This is a genomic window from Algoriphagus locisalis, assembly GCF_900116615.1.
GTDB classification, from domain to species: domain Bacteria; phylum Bacteroidota; class Bacteroidia; order Cytophagales; family Cyclobacteriaceae; genus Algoriphagus; species Algoriphagus locisalis.
Window position 1 is genome coordinate 165,547 of the sequence record NZ_FPBF01000003.1, and the last position, 19,763, is coordinate 185,309.

The 19,763-nt window shown below is 40.1% G+C and carries 20 protein-coding genes; 10 read left to right on the top strand and 10 right to left on the bottom strand.

Annotated elements, in window-relative coordinates; genetic code table 11:
* Nucleotides 1-58: 58 nt before the first annotated feature.
* The 7 genes from BM386_RS09725 to BM386_RS09755 form a co-directional block, all read right to left on the bottom strand.
* On the bottom strand, nt 59-1,249 hold the full coding sequence (locus BM386_RS09725; protein ID WP_091693149.1) for a hypothetical protein: 1,191 nt from the start codon (nt 1,247-1,249) through the stop codon (nt 59-61).
* A gap of 6 nt (nt 1,250-1,255) precedes the next feature.
* Nucleotides 1,256-2,086: a type 1 glutamine amidotransferase gene (locus BM386_RS09730; RefSeq protein WP_342029141.1), complete on the bottom strand. Its 831-nt coding sequence runs from the start codon at nt 2,084-2,086 to the stop codon at nt 1,256-1,258.
* A 44-nt stretch (nt 2,087-2,130) separates the two neighbouring features.
* Nucleotides 2,131-3,249 (bottom strand): carboxylate-amine ligase, encoded by a 1,119-nt coding sequence (locus BM386_RS09735; protein ID WP_211482899.1) that lies wholly within the window; start codon nt 3,247-3,249, stop codon nt 2,131-2,133.
* 23 nt (nt 3,250-3,272) lie between these two features.
* Nucleotides 3,273-4,229, bottom strand: coding sequence for an ATP-grasp domain-containing protein (locus BM386_RS09740; protein WP_091693152.1), 957 nt, complete (start codon nt 4,227-4,229; stop codon nt 3,273-3,275).
* 24 nt (nt 4,230-4,253) lie between these two features.
* Nucleotides 4,254-4,967 carry an alpha/beta hydrolase-fold protein gene (locus tag BM386_RS09745; RefSeq protein ID WP_091693154.1) on the bottom strand — a complete coding sequence of 238 codons (714 nt, stop codon included), beginning with the start codon at nt 4,965-4,967 and terminating at the stop codon, nt 4,254-4,256.
* A 118-nt stretch (nt 4,968-5,085) separates the two neighbouring features.
* Entirely contained in the window at nt 5,086-5,598 is a 513-nt protein-coding gene (locus BM386_RS09750) for a hypothetical protein (RefSeq protein ID WP_091693157.1), read from the bottom strand.
* 99 nt (nt 5,599-5,697) lie between these two features.
* Complete coding sequence (locus BM386_RS09755; protein ID WP_091693159.1) at nt 5,698-6,210, bottom strand: gamma carbonic anhydrase family protein; 513 nt, start codon at nt 6,208-6,210, stop codon at nt 5,698-5,700.
* A gap of 138 nt (nt 6,211-6,348) precedes the next feature.
* Between BM386_RS09755 and BM386_RS09760 the strand changes: the two genes are divergently transcribed.
* From BM386_RS09760 to dinB, 3 genes are all read left to right on the top strand, one after another.
* The gene (locus tag BM386_RS09760) at nt 6,349-7,071 is read left to right on the top strand and encodes a YceI family protein (protein ID WP_091693162.1); all 723 of its coding nucleotides are present in this window, start codon (nt 6,349-6,351) and stop codon (nt 7,069-7,071) included.
* 62 nt (nt 7,072-7,133) lie between these two features.
* A complete protein-coding gene (locus BM386_RS09765) occupies nt 7,134-8,384 on the top strand; it encodes an anthranilate synthase component I family protein (protein ID WP_091693165.1) in 1,251 nt (416 codons plus the stop codon).
* Nucleotides 8,385-8,430: 46 nt separating this feature from the next.
* On the top strand, nt 8,431-9,480 hold the full coding sequence (gene dinB / locus BM386_RS09770; protein WP_211482900.1) for a DNA polymerase IV: 1,050 nt from the start codon (nt 8,431-8,433) through the stop codon (nt 9,478-9,480).
* A gap of 296 nt (nt 9,481-9,776) precedes the next feature.
* Here dinB and BM386_RS09775 read toward each other — a convergent pair whose 3' ends face one another.
* Both BM386_RS09775 and BM386_RS09780 read right to left on the bottom strand, forming a co-directional pair.
* Nucleotides 9,777-10,457, bottom strand: coding sequence for a hypothetical protein (locus tag BM386_RS09775; RefSeq protein ID WP_091693168.1), 681 nt, complete (start codon nt 10,455-10,457; stop codon nt 9,777-9,779).
* Nucleotides 10,458-10,492: 35 nt separating this feature from the next.
* Nucleotides 10,493-11,482, bottom strand: a complete 990-nt coding sequence (locus BM386_RS09780) for a cadherin repeat domain-containing protein (protein WP_091693171.1) — start codon at nt 11,480-11,482, stop codon at nt 10,493-10,495.
* A gap of 213 nt (nt 11,483-11,695) precedes the next feature.
* On the opposite strand from BM386_RS09780, the gene miaB reads away from it, so the two are divergent.
* The 5 genes from miaB to secG all read left to right on the top strand — a co-directional run bounded on the left by miaB (nt 11,696) and on the right by secG (nt 16,762).
* A complete protein-coding gene (gene miaB, locus BM386_RS09785) occupies nt 11,696-13,174 on the top strand; it encodes a tRNA (N6-isopentenyl adenosine(37)-C2)-methylthiotransferase MiaB (RefSeq protein WP_091693173.1) in 1,479 nt (492 codons plus the stop codon).
* Nucleotides 13,171-14,460: a sigma-54 interaction domain-containing protein gene (locus BM386_RS09790; RefSeq protein WP_091693176.1), complete on the top strand. Its 1,290-nt coding sequence runs from the start codon at nt 13,171-13,173 to the stop codon at nt 14,458-14,460. Before miaB ends, BM386_RS09790 begins: the two co-directional genes overlap by 4 nt.
* Nucleotides 14,444-14,983 (top strand): LPS assembly lipoprotein LptE, encoded by a 540-nt coding sequence (gene lptE / locus BM386_RS09795; RefSeq protein WP_091693179.1) that lies wholly within the window; start codon nt 14,444-14,446, stop codon nt 14,981-14,983. The genes BM386_RS09790 and lptE overlap by 17 nt, the downstream gene beginning before the upstream one ends.
* A gap of 96 nt (nt 14,984-15,079) precedes the next feature.
* Entirely contained in the window at nt 15,080-16,378 is a 1,299-nt protein-coding gene (locus tag BM386_RS23940; protein WP_244545497.1) for a hypothetical protein, read from the top strand.
* A gap of 12 nt (nt 16,379-16,390) precedes the next feature.
* Nucleotides 16,391-16,762, top strand: a complete 372-nt coding sequence (gene secG / locus BM386_RS09805; RefSeq protein ID WP_091693182.1) for a preprotein translocase subunit SecG — start codon at nt 16,391-16,393, stop codon at nt 16,760-16,762.
* Nucleotides 16,763-16,826: 64 nt separating this feature from the next.
* Here the strand turns inward: secG and BM386_RS09810 are convergent, their stop codons facing one another.
* Nucleotides 16,827-17,537, bottom strand: a complete 711-nt coding sequence (locus tag BM386_RS09810) for a hypothetical protein (protein WP_091693184.1) — start codon at nt 17,535-17,537, stop codon at nt 16,827-16,829.
* Nucleotides 17,538-17,770: 233 nt separating this feature from the next.
* Here BM386_RS09810 and BM386_RS09815 point away from each other — a divergent pair, with 233 nt between their 5' ends.
* Together BM386_RS09815 and groL are read left to right on the top strand one after the other, a co-directional pair.
* Entirely contained in the window at nt 17,771-18,049 is a 279-nt protein-coding gene (locus BM386_RS09815; RefSeq protein ID WP_086542933.1) for a co-chaperone GroES, read from the top strand.
* 38 nt (nt 18,050-18,087) lie between these two features.
* Nucleotides 18,088-19,716, top strand: coding sequence for a chaperonin GroEL (gene groL / locus BM386_RS09820; RefSeq protein ID WP_091693187.1), 1,629 nt, complete (start codon nt 18,088-18,090; stop codon nt 19,714-19,716).
* Nucleotides 19,717-19,763 lie beyond the last annotated feature (47 nt).

The window sequence follows — 19,763 nt, forward strand, 5'->3', positions numbered from 1 at the left end:
GGAATTAGAAAAAGGCAAAGAGAAATCACTGCCTTTTTTTGTTTGTCTTTTCTTTTCATTATCTCTCAAAAAGACCAATTGACCCTCCCACCCAATCTTTGTCCTTATTGAATTTCACTCCGATCATCTCTCCACGACTTAGTCTAGCCAGATTACCTACCAATGTCGGTTTTTCATCTTTTTCTGGCCACAATACCAAAATCCTTACTTCCACTTTTACCTTGCCGTCAGGAGATTGAATCACTGGAGCATAAGCTACTTTTTTCTGTAGGATATAAAGATCCTTGTCTTTGACTTGATCGATATCAGCTTTTTTCACATTGAAAATCACTCCCGAGCCCGAAAAGGAAAACAAAGGCTTCAGGACATAATTCTCCAGGTCCTTTGGAATCTCATCCAAGTCACTCAGCAACTTGGTTTCGATAAAGTACTTCCCTTGCAGGTAAGGCAAGATAAACTTCGAAATTCTGGTGTACCAGTTTGGATGCCCAGCCCACTCCACATCCAATTTATCTTGGAAACTAAACTGCAGTTTCAAATCCTTTCTAAGATCCAGCTCATCAAAAATCACCCGATTGTAAATCCGTTTGATCCGGATTTTGGCTCCAGATTCATCTTTATAAAATAACTGATTCCCTTCTTTTATCACATCTGTAACACAGACAACTGAAATTCCCAAATCCCTGCGGCAATAGTAAAAGTCAATCTTGGTATTCTGTTTTTCCGGCTCTATCTCCAGCAAAATCACTTCCGATGTATCGTGCCCATTGAACACTACTTCTTTGAATTTTTCCAAATAAGCTTCCCCATCCATCCCGGACAAATAAGGAGTTAACTCAGCGATAAATGGATACTGATTTTGAAACTTTTGATAAAGATTGAATTGGAAATTAAAGATGGAGGGGAAACCTTGAACCTCTATGAGTTTGGGTACGATCTGTCCATTTTCCTCGCAGACCCCGAAGTCTATTGCCATAAACTGGGTATGTGCGTCTTCATTGGGAACTGCTGTATTCAAGTCAATTGCACGTTGCGTGATCGCTTTGAAGTCCGGTTTTATTACGAAGTCACAGACTTCCGCGCAAGCTTCTTCTAACTGCTTTTTGAGCTCATTCGGGATGAAAAACGGAGTTTCTGCTACTCTGAAAGTTGGCGCATAATTGAAGTCCGCTGCTATGTCTGCGAGGAAATTCTGATAGTTCTTTTCAGAAAATTCCTTATTGAATTTAGCTCTGCGGGATTCAATCATCGTGTTTTAAATTAAAGTAAGATTTTTAGAAGCTTTTATTTGTTGAATTGATTGTTCTATAAAATTGGGAATCAACGTCTCATTTGTTTTGTAGATTTTGTCCTCATCTGTCATGTATTCCAGCATTTTTCGAAACTTTGTCTTTCCAATTAGGGAAACAATTTTCTCTTTCACTTCGGCTTTTTTCAAATGAGCTAGAAAACTCACCGGATCTGCTTCTGGGTGAAACTGGGTCCCGACCATCTCGGGCGAAAAGCGAATTGCCATGATTGCACGCTCATATTCCACATGGTCTCTAATTTTTTCCAGCGCTATTATTTTAGCACCTAGCACTTTGAATTTCTTCAAATCAGGCTGAACGACCTGATAATCTCTAGAGTCCACGGCCCAAAATGGATTAGCTAAGTTTTGCAGCAGGGAATCCTTGTGTCCATCTGCTGTCTTATGCACGGACATTACTCCAAAAGAAGTAGATTTCCGCTTAGTGAGCGTCCCCAATCCAAAATGCCTGCAGGCCATCTGAAAGGAATGACAAATGAATAGAATGTGTTTTTTGTGATTGAAATTTTGGTTCCAGATCCAAATTTGATCCAAAAAGTCAAAATATTTTAAGTCCCAATTCCCATCTCCATCCATTGGATTTCCTGGTCCACCGGTGGAAATAAAGAGATCATAATCCCGGATTTCAGGTATTTCGGCTTTGCCTCTTACATCAAATATTTTGTACGTCACCTGACTCTCGAATCTTGCGACAATATCTTTGATACAACGCATCCCCTGATTTGGCTCGCTATCATACATATCTAAGATCGCCAAGTTCAATTTTTTCTTTCCCACGTTGCCTGAATGTTATTATTTGCCCGCAAAGGTAATAAAAGCCCTTAAATCCCTTCTGTAAACTTTGAAGTGATCATATCAACGACTTTTTTCAGATCCTGAGTTTGATCAAAAACCGCCAATTGCTGATCTGCACCTGTGCCATTTTTGAGGATTTGATGCACATAATCGATTTCTGGACGACTATCCAATTCATCCACCACATCATCTATAAAGTCCAGAAGTTCCATAATGAGCTCTGAAGTAGGCACTTCTATTTTCCTTCCAAAATCAATGAGTTTACCCTCAATTCCATTTCTTGCCGCTCGAAACTTGTTTTCGCGGATCAGCGCAATTCTGTAAATATTAAAACTGGTATTACTCAAGAGCAATCTGTACAATTTGGCGACTACAGCTTGGATCAAAGCGACAATACAAATGGTCTCATCAACCGTGAGGCACATATCACAAATGCGGAATTCAATCGTGCTGAAAAATGGATGAATTCTCAGATCCCACCATATTTTCTTGGGATTGTCTATGCAGTTGGTTTTCACCAAAGTCTCCAGATAATTATCATACGACTGTACCGAATCAAAATATTCCGGTAATCCAGTCCTCGGGAATTTGGCAAAAATCTTAGCCCTGAATGCTTTAAAGCCCGTATTTCTACCTTCCCAGAAAGGGGAATTTGTAGTCAACGCATAAATGTGCGGAAGAAAATAACAAGCCTGATTCATCAGCTGAATGGCGATTTCCCGGCTGTCAATTCCCACATGCACATGAAGTCCAAAAATCAGATTTGATCTAGCGATGTCTTTTAATTCATCCACAATCACATGATATCGAGGATCATCAGTAATCTCCTGATCCTGCCACCGCGCAAATGGATGTGTACTTGCCGCTCCTACCACCAAATCCTGCTTTGCCGCCAACTCAGAGATTTTATTGCGGAGACTTCCCACTTCAGCTCTTGCTTGTGCCACATTTTCACAGACATTGGTCCCTACCTCTACCACAGACTGATGCATTTCGGCTTTCACCTGCTCCTTAAGAGTGATTTTCCCGCCCTCCACGATTTTGGACATGTGTGAGCGTAGATCTCTTGTCTCAGGATCTATAATCTGATATTCCTCTTCTACTCCAAGTGTGAATTTCGGGAGCTTTTTCAGTGATGAAGCCATAGTAAATCGTTAAGCTAAAAGTTTTAAAACCTCTTGGAATCAGTCACCGAATCCCTCATAAAAGTCCCCCAGGTTAGGTTCATTTTGCCTGGCTTCTGGGCTTTAGCGTAGCTTATTGCCATTTTTGCAGCTTCCTCCACTACCCATTCAAAGTTTTCTGCTCCCACTGAGTTCACATCTGCATCAGGGGCTGGATTTCCAAAATCAATCGCATAAGGAACTCCATCCTTCACAGCAAATTCTACCGTATTGAAATCATACCCCAGTCCTTTACAAAGTCGTAAAGTGTAATCCTTCACTGTTGCCAATAATTTCTTTGAGGCAGGTGGTCCATCTACTACATAGCGCAAATGATGTGGATTTCGAGGTTCGTAAGGCATGATTTTCACTGCTTTTCCACCCAGACAATACACTCTGAAATATTCTTCAAACACAATTTCCTCTTGGAGCATCATCACTAGCTGACCTGTCTCTGGGTGCGTTCTGAAGAATTCTTCCTTATCCTCCAATCTATAGACATTTTTCCAACCTCCACCAGCATAGGGCTTCATATAGGCAGGAAAACCCACATAATTAAAGATGCCTTCCCAGTCCAATGGAGCCACGAGATTTCTAAATGATTTGGAAGTGGTATCATCAGGATGCTTTGCAGAGGGAAGAATCACCGTTTTAGGAAGTGGTACACCTAATGTATCTGCGAGGGCATTGTTGAAGAATTTATCATCTGCACTCCACCAAAACGGGTTGTTGATCACCGCGGTACCTGTCAAAGCTGCGTTCTTCAAATACGCCCGATAAAATGGAACATCCTGAGAAATCCTATCGATAATCACAGCGTATTCTGTCAATTGATTTTGAATCACTTTGTCTATCTGCACTGCTTCAGCGAATATTCCTTTTTCAGCTTTCTGATTAACTCTGTCAATAAAAGCCTGAGGAAAAGTGTCCTCCATTCCGAAAAGTATTCCGATTTTCTTCATATCAAATATTTATTATTAGCTAATCTAGTTAAACTTAATTCTACTGAGATAATGAGGAAACATCTCCTTCCAGACATCCCAATCATGCTGTCGGTTTTGGCGAACATCGAACCAGTGGCTTACATTTTTGGCTCTGAGCGTATCATGTAGTTTGATATTGGCATCGAAGCATATATCCCAATTGGAAGTCCCTAGAACAATGTCCATTTTCCAAAGCTCCTGATCATTAAGCCCAGGAAGGTATTCCAGAGGATTATTGTAAAAGATATCATCATGTTGGTATCCATCCATGAAGTTCCGTATGTCAAAAGCTCCCGACATACTAAACATGTGGCTGACGTAGCCCGGATGCCGAAACGCAAAATTGGCAGCATGATACCCTCCAAAACTACAGCCAGCCATCACCACTTTTGCCACGGCAGTATTTAACCGGATTCGCTCTACGATCTCATGGCAAATCATTTTGTCATAGGCTACATGATTTTGGATGCGCTGATGAGGGTGGATATTCTTATTGTAAAAACTGTCTGCATCATTGCTGATTGGGCAATAAATTTTGATCAGTCCTTGGTCAATGTACCATTGGGCGGATTTTATCAGACCCATGTCACGGTTTTCGTGAAAAGAACCTTTGGAAGTTGGGAAAATCACCACAGGGTATCCTGCATGTCCAAACACCAACATTTCTACGTCCCGCTGCAGATGGGGAGAAAACCACTTTAAATATTCTTCGTGCATAAATAAAATTTCAACTATCAGTGAAAAATCAGAGGTTTTCTCTCCGTTTCAAATACTAGTCAAAATTTCCTGAAAAGAAAAGCAAGCGAGGTTAGCTTATCAATAAAAAAATGCCAGATCAACCATTTAGATCCAGATCTGGTTGATTTTTAAGCACATAATTTTTCACTAGGCCAGTAAGTAAAAAAACTACACAAAGCGCCACGCATACCCATTTAGTAGTGGTGAAAAATGAAGCGAGATATGCTAAGACCATGTTTTCGGAAGGAAAGCTTAGCAATAGACCAGTTACCATTAGGTTTTCAAAAAAATCCAAAAGTACAATAGCAAGTGGCAAATAAATCAGGACTTTATTTTTCCACAGTTTACGAATCAACCCAACCAACAACAATAAATAAACTACCAGATAAGGTGTATCCAGCAGCCAAATGACTAAAAGATACTTTTTCCGAAGATTTTGCCCCATGCTATTGAGCACTCCGAATGCCTCACTGGCTGAATAAGCAAACCGTATGTCCAATGCATAATCCTTAGGCATGAAATAAATTAGAAGGAAATTAAAGAGAATAAACAGTGCGAATAGCAGCAATAAATAGGACGATTTATCCAGTTTTTTAAAAATAGTTTTCATAAAAAAGTAATCTACAAAAATGAATATAGTTCAATTTATATGATTCTAGCACAAAATTAAAAGGCAAACTGCATTTTTTTTGCACTTAAAGTGTCAAATTTAGTTTGCAAACCAACTGGCATACATGGGGTAGTTCTTGGCAGTCCTTGATATTACTTCTTCCATTTCAGCTCCGGTATTTTTTACTTTTTTAGCAGGCATGCCCGCATAAATCGAATTGGCCTCTACGATTGTATTGGCCAAAACCACAGCACCAGCGGCTATGACAGCGCCAGAATGAACTACGGCTCCATCCATTACTATCGCTCCCATTCCTATCAAAACCCGGTCATGAATCGTGCAGCCATGAACGATGGCATTGTGTGCAATAGAAACCTGATTTCCGATATAAGTCCCAGCTTTTTGATACGTACAGTGGATTATTGCGCCATCCTGGATATTTGTGTCGTTTCCTATACGGATTTCATGGACATCTCCTCGCACGACAGCATTGAACCACACCGTACAATTATCTCCCATCTGTACATCACCCACTATAGTAGCATTAGGTGCCAACCAACATCCATCGCCTTGGGAAGGGCTTTTTCCATTTACCTCTAATAGTAATGCCATAGTTACTTTACGTCTTTCAAATTTCTATTTCTAAACAATCTCAAACAAAGTTTAGCTTTTTCTTTTGAGTATTGAACTTTTTAGCAAACTTTGAGTTTGCATGTATATACACATAATTTTGAAAACAAACTCACAACAATGAAAACTATTAAATTATCAGGATTTATTCTAGCGGCTGCCATGCTGACATTTGCATGTGGCAAATCTGGCGAGACAGTAGAAACCACTGAAGCTCAAGAAGTAGCAGCTACAGAAGGCACTACACTTTCAATTGACAAATCAGCTACTGCCATCGGATGGAAAGGCTACAAACCAACTGGACAGCACAACGGAATCATTCCAGTGACTGAAGGCATGATTGCAGTGAATGGTGAAAATATTACAGGTGGTAAAATTACCTTTGATATTACTAATCTTGAAGTGCATGACTTGGAAGCTGGTTCAGAAATGCATGGAAAACTAACTGGTCACTTACAATCAGCTGACTTCTTCGACGCAGCAAATCATCCAACTGCGACCTTTGAAATCACTTCTGTAGAACCATTTACTTCCTCTGATACAATCACAGAAGAAGAGCAATTTGAAACTGAAAATACTCCAGAGTCAACCACTGAATTGAATCCTGAGACTCCAACTCATTGGATCAGTGGCAACCTTACAATGAGAGGAACCACTAAAAACATCAAGTTTCCTGCTACAGTGAGCATCAACAACGGAACAGTGTCAGCTAAAGCTGGATTTAACATTGACAGAACCGATTGGGGACTTTCTTACCAAGACGAATCAAGTGTAGCTGATAAAGCAAAAGACAAATTCATCTACAACACAGTAGGTGTAATCTTGGATGTAAAAACCAATTAATACAAACAAACTCAGTAGTAAAGGGGAATTCTTCACAGGATTCCTCTTTTTTTGTGCTAGCAATGAAATTAACCTCATACACCTACCCTATTCCGAACCTCTTTTGGATCGAAAAGCTATGTCGATGGGCTGATCTTCATTTTGACTTTTTCGCCTACACCAATGGAAATGAACACCAATATCCAGAAGGCTCATTTGCTACAAAATTCTATGCCGGGAATAGACAATTAACTGAGGAAGAACTCTGGAGCGATTATGCCGGATTTAAAAAAGTTGGAATCATCGGTTACGACTTCAAAAACCGATTGGAAAAGCTGAAAAGTAAAAATCCAGCATTTCTCGAACTTCCAGAACTTTGCTTTTTCACCCCAACTTTCACACTGGATTTTGATGTGAAAAATATTCATTCAGAGATTGAATTGACTAAAGAATTCTGGAAAGAAGTTGAAGATATAATTCTACCGAAGAAGTCAATTACCCGATGTGATATCCAGCCTCAAATTACAAGGAAGAGATACCTAGAAACTGTCAAAACTATTCAGGATCATATTATTGAGGGCAACACATACGAGAGCAATTTTTGTCAGGCATATTCAGGTTCATTCGAGTCCTGGGATCCAATAGCCGCTTATTTCAAATTGAATAGCCTTTCTCCCATGCCGTTTTCGACCCTTTTCAAAGCCAAATCACAGTGGTTAATTTCGGCTTCCCCAGAGCGTTTTCTGAAAAGAGCTGGAAATCGGCTTATAGCTCAGCCTATTAAAGGAACCATAAAGCGAGGAGCAAACGAAACTGAGGACAAAGTGAATAGAGAAACGCTAGCAAAAAGCGAAAAAGAACAGGCCGAAAACCTCATGATTACCGATCTGATGAGAAATGATCTTTCCAAAGTCTCTATGATCGGATCTGTACAAGTCAGAGAACTGTTTGGTATTTATCCTTTTCCAAGAGTCTTTCAAATGATCAGCACAATAGCTTCGGAATTAAAGCCTCAAGGGAATTTTTCAGAAATCATACAAGCTACTTTCCCGATGGGAAGCATGACAGGCGCGCCGAAAATCCGGACGATGGAAATCATCGAAGAACTGGAAAGCTTCAAGAGAGGCTGGTTTTCAGGTTCTTTTGGTGTGATCGAGGAAAATGGAGATTTTGACTTTTCAGTAATCATTCGAAGTATTATCGCAGATCTGGAGGTGAAAAAACTCTACTTTGGTGTGGGGAGTGCCATCACGTTCGACGCAAATCCAGCTCAGGAATACGATGAATGCGAGCTCAAAGCCAAGGCAATTCTAGAAGTGCTCAGTGGAAAATGAAAAAGACATACAACTTTATCCAATAAGGAAAATAATCCATGTGGATATGGATGCATTCTATGCCTCCGTGGAGCAGCTGGATCATCCAGAATGGAGAGGGAAACCCCTGGTGGTTGGGGGAAATGCTGCTAGAGGTGTCATAGCTGCCGCAAGTTATGAAGCCAGGAAGTTTGGGGTTTATTCAGCTATGCCATCAGTCTTGGCCGCACGGAAGTGTCCCCAACTGATTTTTGCACCGGCTAGATTTGATCGCTACAAGGAGATTTCCAGTCAGATCAGAGAAGTTTTCCATGAATACACAGACCTAGTCGAACCTCTTTCTCTGGATGAGGCGTTTATGGATGTGACGGAAAATAAAATGGGTTTGAAATCAGCCATTTTGATCGCCAAGCAAATCAGGCAAAAGATCAAAGAACGAACAGGATTAAATGCTTCTGCGGGAGTTTCCTACAATAAGTTTTTGGCAAAAATCGCCTCTGACCTGAACAAACCTAATGGACAGGCAGTAATTCTTCCAGAGGAAGCAGAAAAGTTTTTAGAGAAATTACCCATCAAGAAATTCTTTGGGATTGGGAAAGTAACTGCCGAGAAAATGGGAAGTTTAGGCATACACAATGGAAAAGACCTGAAGCAGTTTTCACTTCAATACCTCACCCGAAAATTCGGTAAATCCGGCATCCACTATTTCAATATCGTTAGAGGAATTCATCTCTCAGAAGTCCAGCCACATCGAATCCGCAAATCACTCAGTGCTGAAAATACCTTTGCCAAGGATCTTCTGAATAACGAAGAGCTTCTAGGCGAGTTAAAGAAAATCTATGATGAATTAACTAAGCGAATTAAGAAATCCGGGATTAAAGGCAGAACTGTTACGCTGAAAATCAAATATTCTGATTTCACCCAGCAAACACGGAGTAAAACCCAGGAACAATATCCTGAGGAAGAACTTATCTGGGAAATTGCCCAAGAATTATTGGCTCAAGAGCCTTTCGTTAATTCTATTCGCTTACTCGGTCTAGGGATTTCAAATCTCAATATCACCGAAGAACATCAGCATTTTGGTGAGCAGTTGAAGATACCATTTGAAGGAATTTGATACATCTAACACTTATTAATACCTAAGTAAACCGAAGAGAATCATGGGTATAATGCGAGTTATCCTTGGACATACTGCCAAAAGACTGTGACAAGTTCCAATCCCATGCATAACTGGTGTGGTAAAGAGAAGAGCTTCACCAGCTGTCGAAAAAACTAGACATTGATAAAAGGAGTGCGCCCACACAGATAGATCAGAAGTTTCTGGCAACTTCTGGTCCACTAGATTAAGCAGGCGCATTCAATAATTAGCTAATGTTATGTTTATATTCTATCTCTTCTTCTTTTTGACCTTAGCTATTTAATATCAAAGTCACCAGTATAGGAAAACGAAATATTCTGTTCCGTTCCGTCTATTAATTCGTAAGTGGTTTGATGATGTTTTTTGACTGTAAGATCAAACGTTAAGGTATAATTTATACTGGAATTTTCAACAACGATAACAGTTCCTGATATAGCGCTGTACTCAACTCCTAAAAAAGCCCCCTCTGGATCTTCAAAAATGTATATCCCCGCAGATGGGAAAAAGAAAATTTCTTTCACATCTTCTTTTTCTAAACCTTCAATATTGGTGAATTCAAATGTACCCGGTTGAAAGGAATCTTCGTTTAAAGCATAGAGATCAGCATAAACAAAAATTTTAGCATTCTCAGAGTGAATTTGTGTCCAAACACCATCGCCTTCACCACCTTTTATTATTTCCAATTCATCATCCGCAATGGTGAACCCATAACTGTAATGAGTTGAAAGATCTCCCTCATCAAAACTATTCCACCTATCATCAAATGGATTGTAATTACCTTTGTCATTTATCACTCCATCTAAAAAGGTATACTTAATCCCATCTAAGGCAAGGTCAAAGTTAAGGTCATTGGTAGGGTCATCCATATCGTTATCTGGGAGCTCCTCTCCCTCGCCCCAAGGACAGGCAGTAAGCAATAAAATAAATGGAACCCACCCTATTCTTAATAATTTCATGACATAATAATTTTTATCTTTTTTTGGTATTTATTCTATCTCTTCTTCCTTTTTACGCTAGCTATTCTTGCGTTTGTGCTTTCATTTTCATCATGATAAAGAAAGTCACCTGTATATGAAAACGAAATTGCTTGTTCAGTTCCTTCTATATATTCCAAAGTAACTTCATCTAGTTTTTTGACTGTGACATCATAGGTTATTGTATAATTTAAGTTGGAATTCTCAACAACGACTACAATTCCAGATATAGCTTCATAATAATTATCCTCCATTTCTGAATTAGGGTCAATTTCCAATCCCATATATCTAAAAAAGTAATCACCTACCACATCTTCTTTTGTAATACCTTCAAGATTCGTGAATTCAAATGTTCCCGGCTGAAAGGAATTTGCATTTGGAGAGAAGAGCTCGGCATAAACGGAAATTGTAGCGTTTTCAGCATTATATTCCGTATAACTCTCGCCGTTTTCTTCCACAGTCGTTATTTTTATTTCATCATCAATTATGATAAAGTCATAGTTATAATGAGTTGAAAGGTCCCCCTCATCATCAATTGGATTATAATTTCCATAGTCTTCTATTAAACCATCTATAAAGGTATAATTAGTCCCATTGAAAGATAGGTCATTGGAAACCTCATCTACATTATTGAGGTTAATTGTTATAGTTGCAGAACTTGAAAGCTCTTGATCAGTCACACTTACTGAAAGACTAAATACGGGGTATTTTTCAAAATCAAGTAGTGCGGAGGAGGCTACCTCGATTTCCCCTGAGTCTTGGTTTATTTGGAATGCTCCATCAATATTACCCGATGAAATCGAAAACGCTAGATCATCGCCATCAGCATCTGATGCGGTAACAATCCCGACAATTGTTCCAATTCTGGCATTTTCAATTACCGAAAATTCTTGATTGGAAATTATCGGTGCAGAGTTTTCATCTGTGTCCGGATTTTCATCTCCCCCAAAGGGACAACCGGTCATCAATAGTACTAAAGGAAGAAGTAGTAGCCGTAGTGATTTCATAGTTAATACGTTTGTTTAGGAAATGATCAAATTTGGAGAAAAGGTTAATTATAGACCACGTAGATTTAGTAATAGGCGGTACTCCTTTAGAAAACAGCAATATCTAACCAGAAACTGGTTGTATTAAAACAAAAAACTAAATCCAGAAACTTTCTGCCATTTTGTCCGCATTTTCGTAATTTCGCCATCCGAAAGAAGGAAAGAAGACCCTACATGAACAATTTGATTGCAGACATAGATATCATCTCAGGGGAAGAAGCACAAGCTTGCGACTTCAAAACCACTGTGGATGAGAATACAGGTAAAACCCGAAAACTATACATTGAAAGCTACGGTTGCGCGATGAACTTCGCAGATTCAGAAGTAGTGGCTTCCATCATGAAAGAAGGTGGATTCGATACCACTTCTGATTTTTATCAGGCAGATGCTATTTTCCTCAACACCTGCTCCATCCGTGAAAAGGCTGAGCAGACTGTAAGAAAACGCCTAACAGACTTCCAGAGAGCCAAAAAAGCTAAGCCTTCACTGACCATAGGAGTCTTAGGTTGCATGGCAGAACGGCTAAAAGAAAAGCTTCTCGAAGAAGAAAAAATAGTGGATATAGTCGTGGGTCCAGATGCTTACCGAGACCTGCCTAACCTACTTTCCACGGCTGAAGATGGACAAAAAGCTGTAAACACCTTTCTTTCCCGTGAGGAAACCTATGCGGACATCTCCCCTGTCCGACTGAATTCCAATGGAATCACAGCATTCATTTCGATTATGCGTGGCTGTGATAATATGTGTTCTTTCTGCGTAGTTCCCTTTACCCGTGGAAGAGAAAGAAGTCGTGATCCACATTCCATTGTTGCGGAGGCAAAAGACCTTTTCTCCAAAGGATACAAAGAAGTGACCTTGCTTGGTCAAAATGTCGATAGCTACAAATGGTCCCCGGAAGAGAATAATAAGGCTAGGCTGAACAAAAAAGAAGAGGAAGTAAGTGCAGTTGTGAATTTTGCCAATTTGCTGGAGATGGTGGCTCTAGTAGATCCTTCGCTGAGAGTACGATTCTCCACTTCTCATCCGAAGGACATTACTGATGACGTCCTGTACACGATGAAGAAGTACGACAGCATCTGCAAATACATCCATTTGCCCGCTCAAAGTGGCAATTCCCGCGTGTTGGAAATGATGAACAGAACCTACGATCGGGAATGGTACTTGGAGCGAGTTTCTAAAATCCGTGAGATATTAGGTGAAGAATGTGGTATTTCTTCCGACATGATTACTGGATTCTGCACTGAGACGGAAGAAGAGCATCAAGACACGCTTTCCTTGATGGACATCGTGCAATTCGACTTTTCATACATGTTCTTTTACTCCGAAAGACCAGGAACGCTGGCGGCAAAAAAATATGCTGACGACATTCCAATGGAAATAAAAAAACGACGTTTAGCTGAAGTGATCAAAAAACAAAGCGCTACTTCCCTGAATCGAAATAAGCTTGATCTGGGCAAAGAGCAGGTGATTCTTGTAGAAGGTGCCTCGAAGAAATCAGCAGATGAATTTAAAGGAAGAAACTCCGCAAATAAAGTGGTAATCGTCCCTGCGGGCAATTTTTCTGCAGGTGACTACTTAAAAGTGAGAATTACCGATTGCACTCCTGCAACACTTTTTGGTGAGGTAATTGAAATAAATCCTGCATTAAAATGATTGATAACCCGGAAATACAAAGCGTAAAACAACGCTTTGGGATCATAGGAAATAGTCCGCTTTTGAACCACGCTATACAGGTAGCCATGCAAGCCGCGCCTACCGATATGACTGTGCTGATCAATGGGGAAAGTGGAAGTGGTAAAGAAAGTTTTTCGAAAATCATACATTCGCTGAGCCTACGAAAGCATGGTAAATTCATCGCTATTAACTGCGGTGCTATTCCTGAAGGCACGATTGATTCCGAGCTTTTTGGACATGAAAAAGGCTCTTTCACAGGTGCTCACGAGGCCAGAAAAGGCTATTTTGAGGTAACTGATGGAGGCTCTATTTTCCTGGATGAAATAGGTGAAATGCCTTTGGGAACCCAAGCTAGACTGCTTCGCGTGCTGGAAAATGGCGAATTCATCAAAGTGGGTTCTTCGAAAGTTCTCAAAACAAACGTGCGGGTAATCACTGCCACCAATGTCAAACTGCTCAATGCAGTAGAAAAAGGCAAGTTCAGAGAAGACCTTTATTATAGACTGAATACCGTTCCGATTTTTGTTCCCCCATTAAGAGAACGAGGTGAAGATGTGGTATTACTTTTCAGAAAGTTTACTTCGGACTTTTCAGAAAAATACCATGTGCGCCCAATTTCATTAGACAATGAAGCTCAAGTCGCACTAATGCGGTATTCCTTCCCTGGCAATATTCGTCAGCTGAAGAATATTGCTGAGCAGATCTCTTTACTGGAAAGTGAGCGTGAAGTCGATGCGGAAACTTTAGCCAGGTATCTGCCTTCTGAAAACACCCGCCTTCCGATGACACTTCCGAGCATGTCAAAAAACAGTGAATCCTCAGACTTTTCTGAAAGAGATCTGTTGTATAAAGTGCTTTTTGACATGAAAAAAGACATGAATGAGTTGAAAAAACTTGTGCTAGAATCGTATAAAAACGGAGGGCTAAACCAGACAATCATCCAAAAGCATCAAGGCCTTTTCGAAGATATGGACAGTGGTTTTGGAAGCCCAGAAAGTACAGAATCCAATCCAAGCTACGTGCCTTTGGTGCTGGATTCTCAAAAATCAAACTCTTCAAACAACGAAGAGTACGAAGATGACGTCATAGAAGACATCATTCATGAGGAAGATGACAATTCTCTTTCTCTGGAAAAGAAAGAAAAGGAGATGATATTAAGAGCTTTGCGCAAGCATAACAATAAAAGAAAATACGCGGCAAGTGACTTGGGCATCTCAGAACGAACACTTTACAGAAAGATCAAACAGTATGAAATCGACCAATAAACTCAATGTCCTAATCTGCGGATTGGCTCTATTTTTATTCCAGAGTTGCTCGGTTAAATACAGCTTCACAGGTACTAACATTGATTACGACCAAGTGAAGACATTTACGGTTGAGAATTTCTTCAACGATTCTGGAGGAGGACCTCCAAACATTGAACAGCAATTCACCGAAGCACTAAAAGAGTATTACCAGAGAAACACACAATTGGAACTGGTAAGATCAAATGGAAACTTACAGTTCATGGGGGCTATCTCCCGCTATACTAATACTCCACAAGCCGCTGTATCAAGTAACGATCCTAACCGCCCGGATCGTGCGGGTACCATGCGTCTGACTATCGTAGTTGAGGTGGAATATATCAATACTACCAATGAAGAGGAAAATCTGAAGAGACCATTTACGTTTTTCAAAGATTACGACCCGAGGACGACTACTTTCCTCGATGTTGAAAATGAACTGGTAGATGAGATATTTACTAGTATCATCCAAGATATCTTTACCGCGACTGTCGCCAACTGGTAATTTGCTTATATTCAGAAGATAAGAACTATCCAGTTGAACTCAGCCCAATTTTTAGAAATAATCCATAAAGCAAATTCGTTAGGTAATACTGAGCTAGTGCAATTAGAAAAGGTGAAGGAAAACTTCCCCTACTTTCTAATTCCACATGTACTCACAGCCCGGCATGAGTTTCAAAAAGTCGGAACAAAAAACACCTCCTCAAGAGGATCTGCAGCGATCAACAGTCCAGATCGGATCTGGCTCAAAACGCTAATCGAAGACAAGATATTTCCCCAAACGAGGAAAAATACTGAGACAGGTGAGGTAAAAGAAGATACGGAAAAGAAGCCTTTAGACCTTATTAGAGGCATAAGTAAAAAGGAAATCAGGTTAGAATCGATCAAAGATATCGAGGCTAAAGAGCGTAAAGAAAAAAAAGCATTTGGCAGTAAAGAGATTAAATTTAATCTTAGTGATGCTACAATGCGATTAACAATTGTCATCGATGTAGCCTATATTAATGCAGAAAACGAGGAAGAGGCGCTAGAAAGCACCTTCACGTTTTTCAAAGATTATGATCCGACTACAACTTCTTTCCCAGTTATGGAAAAAAAGATGCTGGAGGAGATTTTCACAATCATTCAAGAAATATTCACAGCAACTGACTCAATCGTTTATTTTCCCACTATTCAATCCAAAAGAACTATTCCAGTGAATGCATCCCAATTTTTAGAACTAATCAAAAAATCAGACTCCTTAGAGCGCAGCGATATTCTTCAAGTGCAAAAGGTGTCTGAAAATTTCCCCTATTTTCAAATCCCTCATGTGCTCACTGCTCGCTATGAATTTCAAAAAAATGGAATAGAAGATGCCCAATATGTAGGATACGCCGCAATCACTAGCCCAGATAGGATCTGGCTCAAAACGTTGATTGAAGGAAATGCGAAAGCACCTGTTGCGCAAAAATCAGCTTCTCCAAAACCTGAAGTAAAAGCTGAAAAATCAGAGCCTATAGCGGAAAAACCAATAACCGCAGCAGCAAAGCCTGAACCTCCAAAACCTAAACCCAGACGCAGAAAACCTCCTCAGGATGATTTGATCGAAATGATCAAAAAGAAGGATAAAAAAGAAATTCTGGATGAGAAAAAGAAAGAGCAGATCGATCTAATCAAGGCTTTCAGCAAAAAATCCATCAAGCTGGCAACCATCAAAGAGATCGAAGCAAACCAGAATACCGAGAATCTGGCAGCAGCTAGCACTCAAATAAACGACAACATGATTTCAGAATCTTATGCTAAGATTCTAGCCAAACAGGGAAAGAAGCAATTGTCAAAGCAAATTTATGAGAAGTTGATATTGAAATTCCCGGATAAAAGGACTTACTTTGCGGACTTGATTGAAAAACTGAAAGATTAACACCCATAGTATATGTTTACTTTATTGATTACAATTATTCTAATTTTGGCTGTTTTGCTGATTTTAGTGATCCTAGGCCAGAATTCTAAAGGCGGAGTTGGCGCTGCATTTGGCGGAAGTGCTTCGCAAATTATGGGTGTGACCCGTACCGGAAATGTCCTTGAAAAAGCTACCTGGGTATTGGCAGTCTCTATCCTTGTTTTGTCTTTGGCTTCTTCAGCTTTCTACACAGGAGCACAGTCTAACCAGTTCTCTTCTCCAAATATTGAGAATGCAAAGCAGCAGGTAGTAGCTCCTACTTTTGGTGAAGATGAAAGTCTTCTTCCACAGGCTCCATCGGAAACTGAAACTCCAGCTGAGACCGACACTACTTCTGGCAACTAAGTAGAAAAAATCATAAAAATTAAAAAGTCTGCTCCGCAAAGGGCAGACTTTTCTCGTTTACTGCCTAAGCCGATACAGTCTTAAGTAAAAGTCGCTTGCTAATCGGAACCAAGGTCTCTTCGATTGGGAATTCCTTTTGGCTATGAATCCTCCAAGTAGCAGGGTTAGGCAGCTCTTTGATCTCGCGCACCAAATCCATTTTAATTTTTTCTAGGGTATTTACCAAACTGCGCTGAAACACCCCAACGAGCCACATACTAATACTTCGGAACTTTTCGCCTGCAAAATGCAACAAACTCGACTTATAGCGAAAAGCATGAATTTCCTGCTTTTTTTCCCTCGACAATAAAATATAGCCTTCCTGATTATAAATGGGCACAATTCCCACGGGCTCAAATTCAAGTTGCTCTTCTACAAAATCATAAATCGTCCTCCCCTCTTCTATTTTAGAAACGATCTTTGGAAGGGCAAACTCAGTGATCAAGGCAAGCTCTTTCATTAATCCATCATCGCTCACCTTAGATTGATAATTCAGCTTTCCCTTTTGGAAGTCAATAGAATCTAAGGTTTTTGGAAACAGCTTTGTCAGCTCCTTTTTACCCGATTTCAATTCATTTAAATCTCGGTAATGATCAATCAATTCAGCAAGGACAGGATATAGCTTCATTGCATTGAAGTGTTTGCTGGTTTCCTGCAAATAGGCCAACAATTGATATTTTTTATACTCAAAATCTATCAGGCCTTCTGTAATCCAGTTTTTTGGAAGTGTTGTCATTAGGAATAGGTTTGATTATAGGAAATAGGTTTGATTTTAATTTACAAAATTCTGACAATTTTGAAATGGCTAGAGCAAAAATGGCAGTCCTTACTGCCAAAAAAAACGAGGATCAGACACAATTTTCACCCCAATAACAGCCGATTTGTCAGCCTTTAGCCGTATTCCTTCATTGGCACAGGAAGTGCTATTAGGCAAGTACATTTTAATCTAACCTTAAACGAATTTATATTATGTCAAATGTGAACATCAAACCTCTTGCAGACAGAGTTTTGGTACAACCTGCTGCAGCTGAAGAGAAAACAGCTTCTGGCCTTTACATCCCAGATACTGCTAAAGAGAAGCCACAAAAAGGTACTGTAGTAGCAGTAGGAAATGGCAAAAAAGATGAGCCTTTAACTGTTAAAGTTGGCGACACAGTATTGTACGGAAAATACTCCGGAACTGAGCTAAGCGTAGAAGGCAGTGACTATCTTATCATGAGAGAGTCTGACATCTTTGCAATACTTTAATAAATCATCCTTAATCGTTAACTCAAAATAGTAACACTATGTCTAAGCAATTATTTTTCAACACAAGTGCAAGAGATCAACTGAAGAAAGGCGTTGATGCACTTGCTGACGCAGTAAAAGTGACATTGGGACCAAAAGGTCGTAATGTGATTATCGATAAAAAATTCGGTGCACCTACTATTACTAAAGATGGTGTGTCTGTAGCGAAAGAAATCGAATTGGCAGAGCCAATCGAAAATATGGGAGCTCAGTTGGTAAAAGAAGTAGCTTCCAAAACTGCTGACAATGCAGGTGACGGTACTACTACTGCAACTGTACTAGCTCAATCTATCTTCGGCGTAGGTATCAAAAACGTAGCTGCCGGAGCTAACCCAATGGATCTTAAAAGAGGTATTGACAAAGCAGTTGCTGCTGTTGTTAAGCAACTTCAAGCTGATTCCAAGCAAATCTCTACTTCTAAGGAAATCGCTCAGGTAGCGACTGTATCTGCTAACAATGACGAGGAAATCGGAAAAATGATTTCTGACGCAATGGACAAAGTAGGTAAAGACGGTGTAATCACTGTAGAAGAAGCAAAAGGTACTGAAACTGAAGTAAAAACTGTAGAAGGTATGCAGTTTGACAGAGGTTACCTTTCTCCTTACTTCGTGACTAACACGGAGAAAATGGAAGTAGAATTGGAGCAGCCTTATATCTTGATCTACGACAAGAAGATCTCTTCGATGAAAGAATTGCTACCAGTACTTGAGCCAGTAGCTCAGTCAGGAAAAGGTCTAGTAATCATCTCTGAAGATGTAGATGGAGAAGCTCTTGCGACTCTAGTAGTGAACAAAATCAGAGGTGCTTTGAAAGTGGCAGCTGTGAAAGCTCCAGGTTTCGGTGATAGAAGAAAAGCAATGTTGGAAGACATCGCTATCCTTACTGGCGGAACAGTTATCTCTGAAGAAAGAGGTTTCAAACTAGAAAACGCTACTATCGACATGCTTGGTAGAGCAGAGAAAATCAACATTGACAAGGACAATACTACTCTTGTAAATGGTGCTGGTGATGCAGCTGCTATCAAAGGCAGAATCGCTGAAATCAAAGCTCAGATTGATAAAACTACTTCTGATTACGACAGAGAGAAATTGCAGGAAAGACTTGCTAAACTTTCTGGCGGTGTAGCTATCCTTTATATCGGTGCTGCTACTGAAGTAGAAATGAAAGAGAAAAAAGACCGTGTTGATGATGCACTTCACGCAACTAGAGCTGCCGTACAAGAAGGCGTTGTAGTAGGTGGTGGTGTGGCTCTTGTAAGAGCTGCTGAAGCACTTAACAACCTGAAAGGTCTTAACGAAGATGAAGATACTGGTATCAACATCATCAGACAGGCTATCGAATCTCCATTGAGAACTATCGTTTCCAATGCTGGTGGTGAGCCTTCTGTAGTGATCAACAAGATCAGAGAAAATAAAGGTAACTATGGTTACAATGCTAGAACTGACGTTTACGAAGACTTGTTCAAAGCCGGTGTAATCGATCCTACTAAAGTAACTCGTCTAGCTCTTGAGAATGCAGCGTCTATCGCAGCGCTTCTTTTGACTACTGAGTGTGTAGTAGCAGATGTGAAAGAAGATTCTCCTGCAATGCCTCCAATGGGCGGCGGAGGAATGGGTGGCATGATGTAATCCTCAAAGCACACCATACTTTAAAAGGAGGTTCCCACGAACCTCCT

Bases quoted from the DNA above. Each gene is read 5' to 3' on its own strand.
- BM386_RS09725 (WP_091693149.1), bottom strand. From the start codon at position 1,249: ATGATTGAATCCCGCAGAGCTAAATTCAATAAGGAATTTTCTGAAAAG.
- BM386_RS09735 (WP_211482899.1), bottom strand. From the start codon at position 3,249: ATGGCTTCATCACTGAAAAAGCTCCCGAAATTCACACTTGGAGTAGAA.
- BM386_RS09740 (WP_091693152.1), bottom strand. From the start codon at position 4,229: ATGAAGAAAATCGGAATACTTTTCGGAATGGAGGACACTTTTCCTCAG.
- BM386_RS09745 (WP_091693154.1), bottom strand. From the start codon at position 4,967: ATGCACGAAGAATATTTAAAGTGGTTTTCTCCCCATCTGCAGCGGGAC.
- BM386_RS09750 (WP_091693157.1), bottom strand. From the start codon at position 5,598: ATGAAAACTATTTTTAAAAAACTGGATAAATCGTCCTATTTATTGCTG.
- BM386_RS09755 (WP_091693159.1), bottom strand. From the start codon at position 6,210: ATGGCATTACTATTAGAGGTAAATGGAAAAAGCCCTTCCCAAGGCGAT.
- BM386_RS09760 (WP_091693162.1), top strand. From the start codon at position 6,349: ATGAAAACTATTAAATTATCAGGATTTATTCTAGCGGCTGCCATGCTG.
- BM386_RS09765 (WP_091693165.1), top strand. From the start codon at position 7,134: ATGAAATTAACCTCATACACCTACCCTATTCCGAACCTCTTTTGGATC.
- dinB (WP_211482900.1), top strand. From the start codon at position 8,431: ATGGATGCATTCTATGCCTCCGTGGAGCAGCTGGATCATCCAGAATGG.
- BM386_RS09775 (WP_091693168.1), bottom strand. From the start codon at position 10,457: ATGAAATTATTAAGAATAGGGTGGGTTCCATTTATTTTATTGCTTACT.
- BM386_RS09780 (WP_091693171.1), bottom strand. From the start codon at position 11,482: ATGAAATCACTACGGCTACTACTTCTTCCTTTAGTACTATTGATGACC.
- miaB (WP_091693173.1), top strand. From the start codon at position 11,696: ATGAACAATTTGATTGCAGACATAGATATCATCTCAGGGGAAGAAGCA.
- BM386_RS09790 (WP_091693176.1), top strand. From the start codon at position 13,171: ATGATTGATAACCCGGAAATACAAAGCGTAAAACAACGCTTTGGGATC.
- lptE (WP_091693179.1), top strand. From the start codon at position 14,444: ATGAAATCGACCAATAAACTCAATGTCCTAATCTGCGGATTGGCTCTA.
- secG (WP_091693182.1), top strand. From the start codon at position 16,391: ATGTTTACTTTATTGATTACAATTATTCTAATTTTGGCTGTTTTGCTG.
- BM386_RS09810 (WP_091693184.1), bottom strand. From the start codon at position 17,537: ATGACAACACTTCCAAAAAACTGGATTACAGAAGGCCTGATAGATTTT.
- BM386_RS09815 (WP_086542933.1), top strand. From the start codon at position 17,771: ATGTCAAATGTGAACATCAAACCTCTTGCAGACAGAGTTTTGGTACAA.
- groL (WP_091693187.1), top strand. From the start codon at position 18,088: ATGTCTAAGCAATTATTTTTCAACACAAGTGCAAGAGATCAACTGAAG.